The organism is Paracoccus sp. (in: a-proteobacteria) (genome assembly GCF_047973135.1).
In the GTDB taxonomy this organism is placed as follows: Bacteria; Pseudomonadota; Alphaproteobacteria; order Rhodobacterales; family Rhodobacteraceae; genus Paracoccus.
The window spans coordinates 31,237-42,714 of the sequence record NZ_JBKEBL010000234.1 but is presented as its reverse complement, the minus strand read 5'-3'; the positions used below and the strand labels follow the sequence as shown (position 1 = coordinate 42,714).

The following is an 11,478-nucleotide window of genomic DNA, read 5'->3' as shown; positions in this document are numbered from 1 at the left end:
TGGTTCCGTCGATCAGCGCGTATTCGAAATCGGGTTCTCCACGTATCTCTTTGAACAGGCGCTCGAAAACACCCCCCTTGGCCCATCTTCGGAAACGCCGGAACACGCTGTTCCAGTTCCCGAATTCCACCGGCAGATCTCGCCAGGGCAAACCGGTGCGCACCCGCCAAAGGACGGCCTCCAGAAACAGGCGATTGTCCCTGCCCGTCACGCCGCTATCGCTCTTCTTGCCGGGAAGATGGGGTTCGAGATGCGCCCAAATCTCATCCGTCACCACAAACCGCTGCTCGTCCATTCAATCCTCCTTTTGGAAAGCTTGAATCAGAAATCACGCAGCTAAGGAACCAAAAATGTCCACGGACCCTAACCCGAGGCTGATAGATTCTATTGGTGTGAGATATTTCAAGCCTCGGAAATTTCCGGGGCTTTACCAATCGTTGTTCGGACCTTGAACGCCATATGCGGCGGAGATGTCTTTATCGCTGTAGGCAATCAGCGGAATACCATGCTGATCTGTGATCTCCGAAGGCTCAACATAATGGGTCGTTTCGTCCCATGTTGCGCCTTGATGGCCCTGGTCCGCAAAGAAGTTCTGGATCTTCCCGATGATGCTGATCATGGCGACCTCCGCTTAATCCTACCTCTCAGATAGGCGTTGAGATCAGCCTTAGCACGGAAAGTTTCAATTGCTCATGCCGGTCGGGCAAGACGCAATCTCGGCGTGGCAGAATTGTCACGCAATCTGGGGTTACGGCCTTGTTTCAAGCCCTATTTGCCGTGGGGCAGGCTGAAATCCGGGCTCAGGAGCCGGTAGACAAACTCGCTCTTCGCGCTCGGGGAGAGGCTTGCCACGCTGAAACCGATATAGGCGATGAGCAGGAGAACCAACCCTTTGATCCCTCGTTCAAACCGAGGGACTGCGGTTGTGATTTTTGTATTCGGATCTGTCTTTTGGTGAGCGCGCGGCGGGCGCGAGGCTGCCAAGAAGGACGGGGCCTTGAATACTTGCCAAGGTGGATCGAAGGTTCGAAGCATCCTGCCGTGCCTGTCAACATGGGTTTTTCCAGTGCCCGATGGCCCGAGGGCGATGACGTTTCACGCCTGCCGATCCACCCGCCATTTACTCTACCGTCACCGATTTCGCCAGGTTGCGGGGCTGGTCCACGTCGGTGCCTTTGGCGACGGCCGTGTGGTAGGCGAGGTACTGGATGGGGACGGTATAGAGGATCGGCCGGAAGGCGCCGCCGCCAGAGGGCATTTTCAGGGTGGCGCGGGTGCCTTCGCTGCCCTCGGCGATACCTTGCTCGTCCGAAAGCAGCAGGATCTGGCCGTGGCGGGCCATGACCTCGTGCATGTTCGAGATGGTCTTGTCGAACAGCGCGTCATGCGGGGCAACCACGATCACCGGGACATCGCGGTCGATCAGGGCGATAGGGCCGTGTTTCAGTTCGCCTGCGGCATAGCCCTCGGCGTGGATATAGCTGAGTTCCTTCAGCTTCAGCGCCCCCTCCAGCGCGACCGGATACAGCGCGCCACGGCCCAGATAAAGCACGTCGCGGGCCTGGGCCAGCCAGTCGGACAGGGCGCGGCATTCGTCGGACAGGCTCAGCGCCTGCTGCATGAGGCCCGGAATCCTGCGCAGGTCGGCCAGATGTGCGGACAGCGAGGCATCGTCGATGCGGCCACGGTCGCGGGCAGCTTTCAGGGCCAGAATGGCCAGCACGGTCAACTGGCAGGTCAGGGCCTTGGACGAGGCGACGCTGACCTCGATGCCGGCGAGGGTGGGCAGGGCCACGTCGGAATCGCGGGCGATGGCCGAGGTGCCGACATTGACCAGACCGACGGTCCGGCCGACATGTTCGCTGGCATAGTGCAGCGCGGCCAGAGTGTCGGCGGTTTCGCCCGACTGGCTGATGGCGATGAACCAGCTTGCGGGCGACAGCGGAGGTTCGCGATAGCGAAACTCGGACGCGACGTCGATGTCGCAGGGCAGGCCGGCAAGCTGTTCAAACCAGTATTTCGCGACATGTCCTGCCAGATGCGCGGTGCCGCAGGCGACAAGGGAAAGCCGGTCCACACCCGCGAAATCCAGCCCTTCGGGCAGAACGATCCGGTCGTCCTTGACATAGTGGTTCAGCACATCGCCGATCACCACCGGCTGTTCGGCGATCTCCTTGGCCATGAAATGCCGGTAGCCGCCCTTGTCTATGGTCGTTGCCCCCGCGTCGATGCGCGATTGCGGGCGGCTGACCTGCCGACCATGGGCATCATGGATCCACACACCGTCACGGGTCAGCACCGCGTGATCGCCATCCTCAAGATAGGTGATCCGGTCGGTGAAGGGGGCCAGCGCAACCGCGTCCGAGCCAAGGAACATCTCGCCCTCGCCATGGCCGATGGCCAGCGGGCTGCCCTTGCGCGCCGCGATCATCAGGTCGGTTTCGCCCTCGAAAAGGAAGGCCAGCGCAAAGGCCCCCTGCAACCGGGCCAGCGTGGCGCGAGCGGCGGCCAGCGGGGCCATGCCCCGCGCCATGTGATGCCCGGTCAGCAGGGCGACAGTTTCCGTATCGGTCTGCGATTGCGGCTGGATGCCAAATGTAGCCAGTTCCTCGCGCAGTTCGCGGAAATTTTCGATGATGCCGTTATGGACGACCGCCACCGGGCCATGGCGGTGAGGATGGGCGTTGTCTTCGGTCGCGGCGCCATGGGTGGCCCAGCGAGTATGGCCGATGCCGGAATGGCCGGGCAGAGGCTGGTGGACCAGCCGGTCCGACAGGTTGACCAGCTTGCCGACGGCGCGGCGGCGGTCCAGCTTGCCGCTGTCATCCACCGTCGCCACGCCCGCGCTGTCATAGCCGCGATATTCCAGCCGCCGCAGCGCATCGACAAGCTGCGGCGAGACTTCGTGCCTGCCCAGGATTCCAATGATGCCGCACATCAGCTTGTCCCCTTTTTGGCCCGCAGCGCCTGCATCATGCGCAGCGCCAGCGCCGGTTTGTTCGCCTGCCGCGCCCGCCCGATGGCCAGCGCGCCATCCCCGACATCCTGTGTAATGACCGAGCCGGACCCCGTCATCGCGTCATCACCCACCCGGACCGGCGCGACCAGCATCGTATCGCTGCCGATGAAGGCGCGGGCACCGATCTCTGTCCGGTGCTTGGACACGCCGTCGTAGTTGCAGGTGATCGTGCCCGCGCCGATATTCGTCCGCTCTCCGATATGGGCATCGCCCAGATAGGTCAGGTGGCCGACCTTGACGCCCTCGTCCAGCACGGCGTTCTTGATCTCGACGAAATTGCCGACATGGACATCGCCGCCCAGTTCCGCGCCGGGGCGAAGCCGGGCGAAGGGGCCAACGGTTGCCCCGGCCGAGACATGGCAGCCTTCGAGATGGCAGAAGGGCAGGATTTCGGCCCCCGATTCCACGGTCACGCCGGGGCCGAAGACGACATTCTGCCCGATGACCGCATCGCGGCCGATGACTGTATCCAGCGAGAACCAGACCGTCGCCGGGTCACTCAGGGTCACGCCGTTATCCAGCGCCCCGGCGCGCGCGCGGGTCTGGAACGCGGCCTCGGCGGTGGCCAGTTCGGCGCGGGTATTGATACCCAGAGTTTCATCTTCGTCGCAGGTGACAATATCGGCGCGGCGCCCCTCGGATCGCGCCAGTTCGACCAGATCGGTCAGGTAATATTCGCCCGCCGCGTTCTCGTTTTTCAGCCGCACGATCAGTTGCCGCAGCAGGGCGGCATCCAGCGCCATCACTCCCGAATTGCACAGCGCGATCCGGCGGGTGGCGGCATCGGCATCCTTGAACTCGACGATCCGTTCCAGCCCCTTGCCGGTAACGACAAGCCGACCATAGCGGCCCGGATCGCGTGCCTCAAAGCCCAGAACCACGACATCCGAGCCATGGCTGGCCAGCGCCGCCAATGTATCCTGACCGATAAAGGGCGTGTCGCCGTAAAGGACGATCACCTTTCCCTCAAAGCCCTCAAGCTCGGGCAGGGCCTGACGGACGGCATGGCCGGTGCCAAGCTGCTCGGCCTGCAGCACGATCCGCGCCTCGGGTTCCAGCCGGGCAACCGCCTTGCCGACAGCATCCGCGCCGTGGCCCGCCACGACGATGATCTGTTCGGGGTCCAGACTGCGCGCGGCGGCAAGCGCGTGGCCAATCAGGGGAACCCCGCCCAGACGGTGCAGCACCTTGGGCAGATCCGACTGCATGCGACTGCCCTGCCCGGCTGCCAGAACCACTATCGCGACCGGAATATCTGCCATTGCCCGCCTCATTGCCTGTTCAAATTTGTTGACCGGCGTTCTAAAGGGATGGGCGCGGGCTGAAAAGCCCCGCACGTTCACCTTTGGTGTCGAAACATTGCGCGACGAGGGACGAATGGCAGGCACGGTGGTTTTCGATCTGGACGGCACGCTGGCCGATACCTCGGGCGATCTGATCGCTGCGGCGAATGCCTGTTTCCGGGCGCGCGGTCTGGGCGATCTGCTGGATCCGGTCGCCGACGCGCTGATCGCCTTTCACGGCGGGCGGGCCATGCTGCGGACGGGCTATGGCCGGATCGGGGCTGGCACATTGCTGCCCCCCGGTGCCGAAGATGAGGATTTTCCCCGGCTTCTGGCCCATTACGGCGACAATATCGCGCGGCATACCCGGCTGTATCCAGGGGTTGAGGCCGCGCTGAACCGGCTGGCGGCGGATGGACACCGGCTGGCTGTCTGCACGAACAAACCCGAGGGGCTGGCCGAATCGCTGCTGCGCGAACTGGGGGTGCGTGACGCCTTTGCCGCGATGATCGGGGCCGACACGCTGCCGGTGCGCAAGCCCGACCCGCGCCCCTATCGCGCCGCGGTCGAGGGCGCGGGCGGCCGGATCGCGTCGTCCTTTCTGCTGGGCGATACCGAAACCGACCGCAATACGGCAGCGACTGCCGGTGTGCGCATCGCCCTTGTCGCCTTTGGCCCCGAGGGCGAGGGGATTTCGCGCCTGCGTCCCGACGCGATGATCGGTCATTACGACGAACTGCCCGATCTGGCGCGGCGCTGGCTTGGCTGATCCGGACAGACCAAGGCGCATTTTGTCCGCGCATTAACGATTTCTTAACCAATTTCGCGCAAAGAAGTCATGCGGACCGACCTTGAGGCAGTCCTCCGCGTCTCCTGCCGCCCCGTCCCGCCCCCGCTGCCATAACCGGGGCGGGCGGGGCGTCTTTCATCCGGCCCGGTTTCCTTTATTCGGCCTCATCGGCGGGTTTGGCGTTCAGCAGGCCATAGTGTTTTTCACCGATGGTGTCATACAGGCCAATCTGGGTTTCCAGAAAGTCGATATGGCCCTCCTCGTCGCCGATGAGATCCTCGAACAGGGCCTTGCTGACATAGTCGCCAACCTTTTCGCAATGGTCGCGCGCCTCGATATACAAGCTGCGGGCATCATTCTCGCTTGCCAGATCGGCATCCAGCGTTTCCTTCAGCGTCTGCCCGATCCGCAGCGGGTCCAGCTTTTGCAGATTCGGGTGGCCTTCAAGAAAAATGATCCGCTGGATCAGCCGGTCGGCGTGATGCATTTCCTCGATGGATTCGGCGCGGGATTTGGAGGCGATGCGGCCATAACCCCAATCCTCTTGCAGCCGATAGTGCAGCCAGTACTGGCTGACGGCGGTCAGTTCAGACCGCAGCGCGGCGTTCAGATATTCGATGACTTTGGCGTCGCCCTTCATGCTGGATACCTTTCCCGGTGTCTGATTTCGATCGTAAAACAGGTGGCAAAACCCCGAAACTATCAGAGCTGCGCATGGTGTCCAGAAAAAGGGGCATGCAGCCGCCGCAATCGGCGCGTTTGCCCAGGGCATGATAAATCTTGCCGGGCGTGATGATCGTGTCAGGATCGGCCGCCCGCATCCAGTCGATTGCGGCGCGGATATCGTGATCCGATATTTGGGTACAGTGGCAGACGATCATGATGGCCTCCGTTCCAGAATGAACTTAGTGAAATTGTCGGATATGTAAAGACCAAGTATTTCAGTCAGACGTCACGTTCCGGCATTGACCGCCCTGCGACAAGGGCGCAGAAGCACCTGCCATGAAGCTGTCCGATTTCGATTTCACCCTGCCCGAGCGGCTGATCGCCACCCGTCCCGCCCGCCCGCGCAGCGCCGCGCGTCTGTTGCTGGCCAAAGGTGACGTGATCGGCGATCATCATGTCCTTGACCTGCCCGACATCCTGCATCCCAGAGATCTGCTGGTCCTGAACGACACGCGGGTGATTCCGGCGCGGCTGACCGGCACGCGGACGCGCGCGACCGCACAGGGCGAGGCGGTGGCAAAGATCGAGGTCACGCTGCTGGAACCCGCTGCGCATGGCTGGCGGGCACTGGCCAAGCCGCTGCGCAAGCTGCGCGAAGGCGAGGTGATCCGCTTTGACGGCACGCTGTCGGCACAAGTCCTGTCCATCGCCGGGGGCGAACTGGTTCTGGGCTTTGACGCAGAAGGCGATGCCTTCGACGCGGCGCTGGCGCAGGTGGGGGCGATGCCACTGCCGCCCTATATCGCCAGCCTGCGCGCACCGGATGCGCAGGACCATCACGACTACCAGACCGTCTGGGCCGCCCATCAGGGCGCTGTCGCCGCCCCCACCGCCAGCCTGCATTTCGATGCGCCTCTGTTGCGGTCGCTGGCCGCGCGCGGCGTCGAATTTGTGTATGTCACCCTGCATGTCGGCGCAGGCACATTTCTGCCCGTCAAGGTCGAGGACGTGACCACCCACCGCATGCATGCCGAAAGGGGCGAGGTCAGCCCCGAGGCCGCCGATACGATCAACCGCGCCAAGGCCGCAGGCCGACGGGTGATTCCCGTCGGCACCACCGCCCTGCGGCTGATCGAATCGGCGGCCCTGCCTGATGGCCTGATGCAGCCCTTCAGCGGCACGACCGACATCTTCATCTATCCCGGCTATCGCTTTCGGGTCAGTGACGGGCTGATGACCAATTTCCACCTGCCGAAATCAACCCTGCTGATGCTGGTCTCGGCGCTGATGGGGGCCGAGAGGATCCGGCGAATCTATGCCCATGCCGTCGCGCGTGACTACCGGTTCTTCAGCTATGGCGATGCGTCGCTTTTGCTGCCCTGAGGTCGCATTCAGACATGCGCCCGCCCCCGTCCGGGATTAGGACAGTCAGACTGACCGACTCGACAAGGCGACTTCTGCATGACTTCCGTATTGCGCAGCACCTGGACGCTGCTTCTGGGCATTCTGCTGCTGATGGTGGGCAACGGGATGCAGGGCACGCTTCTGGGGATTCGCGGCGGGATCGAGGGGATTCCCACATTTCAGATGTCGGTGGTCATGTCGGCCTATTTCGGCGGTTTCCTGCTGGGCAGCCTGATCGTGCCGCGCCTGATCCAGAGCGTCGGCCATGTCCGCGTCTTTGCCGCGCTCGGTTCGCTGATATCGGCGGTACTGGTGCTATATGCCGCCGCTCCGGACTGGATCATCTGGTCCGCGCTGCGCCTTGTCATCGGTTTTTCCTTCTGCGGGGTCTATATCACCGCCGAAAGCTGGCTGAACGCGGGCGCCACGAACGAGACGCGCGGACAGGCACTGTCAGCCTATATGATCGTGCAGATGCTGGGAATCATCTTTGCGCAGATGCTGCTGAATGCGGGCGATCCGGCGGGTTTTTTACTGTTCATCATCCCCTCGGTGCTGGTGTCGCTGTCCTTCACGCCGATCCTGCTGTCGGCCCAACCCGCCCCCGCCTTCGAGACGATCAAGCGCATGTCCTTCGGCCGGCTCTACCGTGTCTCGCCGCTTGGCTTTGTCGGAATTTTCCTGATGGGCGGGGTGTTTTCCGCGCTGTTCGGCATGTCCGCCGTCTGGGGCTCGGCCAGGGGGCTGACGGTGCGCGACATCTCGGTCTTTGTGGCGGCGATCTATGCGGGCGGGCTGGTGCTGCAATTCCCCATCGGCTGGCTGTCAGACCGGTCCGACCGCAGGGTGCTGGTGCTGATCCTGTCGGTTCTTGGCACCGCCGTTGTCGCCGCAACCGTCCTGTTCCAGCCTGGCATTCTGGGTCTGACACTGGTGGGCGCTTTGATCGGAGGGGTCGCGAATCCTGTCTATGGGCTGCTGCTGGCCCATACCAACGACTATCTTGAACCGTCGGACATGGCGGCGGCTTCGGCCGGGCTGCTGTTCATCAACGGGCTTGGCTCCATGGGCGGGCCGCTGATCACCGGCTGGCTGATGGGATGGCTGGGGCCGGACGGATACTGGGTCTATATGGGCGTTCTGCTGGCCCTGCTCAGCCTTTATGCGGGCTGGCGCATGATCCGCCGCCCGGCCCTGCCCGTCGCCGAACAGGGCAGCTATCCCGTGGTCACACCCACCGCCACCGTTACCGCCGTCGAGGCGGCGCTGGACGAGGCGCAATCCCCCCCGGCGCAAGGCTGATATGCAAGCCTTCTGCCCTGCTTGCTGACGCGGGACGAATGGTTTAACGCTGAACCATCTTCAGCAACCGGAGGAACAATATGGCCCGGAATTTCGACTTGATAGTAATCGGCGCGGGCCCCGGCGGCTATGTGGCGGCGATCCGGGGCGCTCAGCTTGGGCTGAACGTGGCCTGTATCGAGCGAGAGCATCTGGGCGGCATCTGCCTGAACTGGGGCTGTATCCCGACCAAGGCCCTGCTGCGCAGCGCCGAGGTGTTCCACCTGATGCACCGCGCCAAGGATTTCGGCCTTTCCGCCGACAAGATCGGCTTTGACCTTGGCAAGGTCGTGGACCGGTCGCGCGGGGTCGCCAAACAGCTTTCCGGCGGCATCGGACACCTGTTCAAGAAGAACAAGATCACCTCGATCATGGGCGAGGCAAAGCTGACCGCCCCCGGCAAGATCACCGTCACGACCGACAAGGGCAGCGAGGAACTGACGGCAAAGAACATCATCGTTGCCACCGGCGCACGGGCCCGCGAATTGCCGGGGCTGGAACCCGATGGCAAGCGCGTCTGGAACTACAAGCACGCGCTGAAGCCGCCGCATATGCCGAAAAAGCTGCTGGTTATCGGCTCGGGCGCGATCGGCATCGAGTTTGCCAGCTTTTTCAACACGCTGGGGGCCGACACCACCGTCGTCGAGGTGATGGATCGCGTGCTGCCGGTCGAGGATGCCGAAATCAGCGCCTTCGCCAAAAAGGCCTTTACCAAGCAGGGCATGAAGATCATGGAAAAGGCGTCGGTCACGGCGCTGGACCGCAAGGCCGACAAGGTGATCGCCACCATCGAGGCGGGCGGCAAATCCGAAAAGGTGGAATTCGACACGGTGATTTCCGCCGTCGGCATTGTCGGCAACGTGGAAAACCTTGGCCTTGAGGAACTGGGCGTCAAGCTGGACCGCACCCATATCGTCACCGACGAATTCTGCCGCACGGGCGTGGCCGGGCTTTACGCCATCGGCGACGTGGCCGGCGCGCCCTGGCTTGCCCACAAGGCCAGCCACGAGGGCGTGATGGTTGCCGAACTGATCGCGGGCGGCCACCCCCACCCGATCAAGCCGGGCAGCATCGCGGGCTGCACCTATTGCCACCCGCAAGTCGCCAGTGTCGGCCTGACCGAGGCCAGGGCGAAAGAGGCCGGCCACGAGATCCGCGTCGGCCGCTTCCCCTTTATCGGCAACGGCAAGGCCATCGCACTTGGCGAACCCGAGGGGTTGATCAAGACCGTGTTCGACGCGAAAACCGGCGAATTGCTGGGTGCCCACATGATCGGTGCCGAGGTGACGGAACTGATTCAGGGCTATGTCGTCGGACGCGCGCTGGAAACGACCGAGGCCGAACTGATGGAAACCGTATTCCCGCACCCGACGCTTTCGGAAATGATGCACGAGGCGGTTCTCGACGCCTATGGCCGCGCGATCCATTTCTGACAGAACCTGATCCACGACACCCAAAGGACCGGCCCCGCAAGAGGCCGGTCTTTTTGCATTCCGGCTGAATACTTGCACAAGTTTAAAATGAAATATTTTGCGCAAACCCATGAAATATATCCACTTCAGTATCTATTATTAAAAATAATATTTTTGATTATTTTTGAGCCTCAAGATAAACTGATTCCATTTATCAGAGGAACCGCACGATGAATATTTCCAGGATTCTAGTCGCTCCGTTGCTGGTTCTTCTTCTTGTGATCAGCGCATACAGTGTCATGGAACTTGCCAACAGAGTTTCCGCCAAACGGTTCGTAACAAGCGAATTGGTACTGGCACGCAGCAGCGTGACCGCGCTGGTCAACAATGAGGGCAAAACCATAGCCGAAGCCAGTGCCCTGCCGATCAAGACCGAAGAGAAGTTACTAACGCGCACGCTTCAAAGGCTCGAAGCTCTGGAATTTACTGGCGCAGATGATACCAACGCAACTGTTTACCTGTTGATGAAAGAGCTTTTCAACCTGCGGAAGGCAAGCTCTGACGAGGCCGTCATCCGCGCAGCAAACAGCGACACTCAACTTACCCTCGCTAATCTGGGACAGGAAATGTCGTCGCTAGCGAGTGGCCTTGCTGCACTTCAAGGGGTTGTCGGTTCTGGTAAAGTTAATGACACTCAGTGGGCGATCAAGATTCGTGCAGCTTCCAACCAGATCCCGGTAATCGTTGAGCCCAAAAACCCAACGGAGACAATTCTGCGCGGGATAGACTTGCAATTTTTATCGGCAATTCGAGAGTTGGATACCCCGCAGAATGCCGAGGTCGATTACGATAGTATCAGTAGCAGCGTTCAGGACTCCATTGCACAGCTTAAAGCGCGACAACAGGCAATCAATGAATTGCGAAAATCGGTCGAACAGCAATTGCAGAAGGTCAGGGAGACCATTCCATCTACACCCCCATCGTTGCAGCAGCGTCCGGGCTGGGCCGGCCCGCTTTTTTTCCTGTCCACGTTTCCAAGCGATCTGATTTTGATCCTCGCGGTGGTTTCAGCCGCAGGGGTAGGTTCGCTTTTCGCGGGACTGCACCGTCCAGGCGATGACCTGTTTTTTCGGATTGTCAAAGGCTTCATCGCAGGTTTTGTGGCGCTTCTGGTCATCAAGGGCGGCACCTTGCTGTTCACCGTCGATCCCGAACTGGCACTGGACAACAGCAACCCGTTCTCGGCGGCTTTTCTGGGTGTCGTTGCAGGGTTGTTCACAGACCGTGCCTTCGACGCGCTGGAAGGCGTGGTGAAAACCCGGCTAACGACCGAGCAAACGCCAGCAGAAGTCACGCCCGATGTTCAGGCACCGCAACCCGACGCCCCGAAGGAACCCGCAATCGATCCCGCTGCATCCGAGGCGCAAGAAGAACCTGTTGGGAAACGGCGTTTTGCGCAAACATAATCTGGCGATTATGGTCAAAGTCTGACAAACGCGGCATTGCGAAGAACGAAACCCATAATCCGGCGGCAAGATCCAAACCAACGGCGGCGCGATCACC

11 protein-coding genes are annotated in these 11,478 nt (G+C 61.7%); 5 read left to right on the top strand and 6 right to left on the bottom strand.

Going from position 1 to position 11,478, the window contains the following annotated elements; genetic code table 11:
* From ACK5L9_RS17455 to glmU, 4 genes are all read right to left on the bottom strand, one after another.
* A partial coding sequence (locus tag ACK5L9_RS17455; protein WP_416912729.1) for a transposase occupies nucleotides 1–295 on the bottom strand: 295 nt, incomplete at its 3' end.
* A 132-nt stretch (nucleotides 296–427) separates the two neighbouring features.
* Nucleotides 428–619 carry a hypothetical protein gene (locus ACK5L9_RS17450; RefSeq protein ID WP_416912728.1) on the bottom strand — a complete coding sequence of 64 codons (192 nt, stop codon included), beginning with the start codon at nucleotides 617–619 and terminating at the stop codon, nucleotides 428–430.
* Nucleotides 620–1,120: 501 nt separating this feature from the next.
* On the bottom strand, nucleotides 1,121–2,938 hold the full coding sequence (glmS, locus tag ACK5L9_RS17445; RefSeq protein WP_416912727.1) for a glutamine--fructose-6-phosphate transaminase (isomerizing): 1,818 nt from the start codon (nucleotides 2,936–2,938) through the stop codon (nucleotides 1,121–1,123).
* Nucleotides 2,938–4,281: a bifunctional UDP-N-acetylglucosamine diphosphorylase/glucosamine-1-phosphate N-acetyltransferase GlmU gene (gene glmU / locus ACK5L9_RS17440; RefSeq protein WP_416912726.1), complete on the bottom strand. Its 1,344-nt coding sequence runs from the start codon at nucleotides 4,279–4,281 to the stop codon at nucleotides 2,938–2,940. Before glmU ends, glmS begins: the two co-directional genes overlap by 1 nt.
* 115 nt (nucleotides 4,282–4,396) lie before the next feature.
* On the opposite strand from glmU, the gene ACK5L9_RS17435 reads away from it, so the two are divergent.
* Nucleotides 4,397–5,071 carry an HAD hydrolase-like protein gene (locus tag ACK5L9_RS17435; protein ID WP_416912725.1) on the top strand — a complete coding sequence of 225 codons (675 nt, stop codon included), beginning with the start codon at nucleotides 4,397–4,399 and terminating at the stop codon, nucleotides 5,069–5,071.
* A 175-nt stretch (nucleotides 5,072–5,246) separates the two neighbouring features.
* Here ACK5L9_RS17435 and bfr read toward each other — a convergent pair whose 3' ends face one another.
* A complete protein-coding gene (bfr, locus tag ACK5L9_RS17430) occupies nucleotides 5,247–5,732 on the bottom strand; it encodes a bacterioferritin (protein WP_416912724.1) in 486 nt (161 codons plus the stop codon).
* Nucleotides 5,680–5,973 carry a (2Fe-2S)-binding protein gene (locus ACK5L9_RS17425; protein ID WP_416912723.1) on the bottom strand — a complete coding sequence of 98 codons (294 nt, stop codon included), beginning with the start codon at nucleotides 5,971–5,973 and terminating at the stop codon, nucleotides 5,680–5,682. The genes bfr and ACK5L9_RS17425 overlap by 53 nt, the downstream gene beginning before the upstream one ends.
* Nucleotides 5,974–6,094: 121 nt before the next feature.
* Between ACK5L9_RS17425 and queA the strand changes: the two genes are divergently transcribed.
* From queA to ACK5L9_RS17405, 4 genes are all read left to right on the top strand, one after another.
* Complete coding sequence (gene queA / locus ACK5L9_RS17420) at nucleotides 6,095–7,141, top strand: tRNA preQ1(34) S-adenosylmethionine ribosyltransferase-isomerase QueA (protein ID WP_416912722.1); 1,047 nt, start codon at nucleotides 6,095–6,097, stop codon at nucleotides 7,139–7,141.
* Between the two features lie 78 nt (nucleotides 7,142–7,219).
* Nucleotides 7,220–8,464 (top strand): MFS transporter, encoded by a 1,245-nt coding sequence (locus tag ACK5L9_RS17415; protein WP_416912721.1) that lies wholly within the window; start codon nucleotides 7,220–7,222, stop codon nucleotides 8,462–8,464.
* Nucleotides 8,465–8,544: 80 nt separating this feature from the next.
* Entirely contained in the window at nucleotides 8,545–9,936 is a 1,392-nt protein-coding gene (gene lpdA / locus ACK5L9_RS17410) for a dihydrolipoyl dehydrogenase (RefSeq protein WP_416912720.1), read from the top strand.
* A gap of 209 nt (nucleotides 9,937–10,145) precedes the next feature.
* Nucleotides 10,146–11,381 (top strand): hypothetical protein, encoded by a 1,236-nt coding sequence (locus ACK5L9_RS17405; protein ID WP_416912719.1) that lies wholly within the window; start codon nucleotides 10,146–10,148, stop codon nucleotides 11,379–11,381.
* Nucleotides 11,382–11,478: the final 97 nt, after the last annotated feature.

Bases quoted from the DNA above. Each gene is read 5' to 3' on its own strand.
- glmU (WP_416912726.1), bottom strand. From the start codon at position 4,281: ATGGCAGATATTCCGGTCGCGATAGTGGTTCTGGCAGCCGGGCAGGGC.
- ACK5L9_RS17405 (WP_416912719.1), top strand. From the start codon at position 10,146: ATGAATATTTCCAGGATTCTAGTCGCTCCGTTGCTGGTTCTTCTTCTT.
- bfr (WP_416912724.1), bottom strand. From the start codon at position 5,732: ATGAAGGGCGACGCCAAAGTCATCGAATATCTGAACGCCGCGCTGCGG.
- lpdA (WP_416912720.1), top strand. From the start codon at position 8,545: ATGGCCCGGAATTTCGACTTGATAGTAATCGGCGCGGGCCCCGGCGGC.
- ACK5L9_RS17415 (WP_416912721.1), top strand. From the start codon at position 7,220: ATGACTTCCGTATTGCGCAGCACCTGGACGCTGCTTCTGGGCATTCTG.
- glmS (WP_416912727.1), bottom strand. From the start codon at position 2,938: ATGTGCGGCATCATTGGAATCCTGGGCAGGCACGAAGTCTCGCCGCAG.
- ACK5L9_RS17435 (WP_416912725.1), top strand. From the start codon at position 4,397: ATGGCAGGCACGGTGGTTTTCGATCTGGACGGCACGCTGGCCGATACC.
- queA (WP_416912722.1), top strand. From the start codon at position 6,095: ATGAAGCTGTCCGATTTCGATTTCACCCTGCCCGAGCGGCTGATCGCC.
- ACK5L9_RS17425 (WP_416912723.1), bottom strand. From the start codon at position 5,973: ATGATCGTCTGCCACTGTACCCAAATATCGGATCACGATATCCGCGCC.
- ACK5L9_RS17450 (WP_416912728.1), bottom strand. From the start codon at position 619: ATGATCAGCATCATCGGGAAGATCCAGAACTTCTTTGCGGACCAGGGC.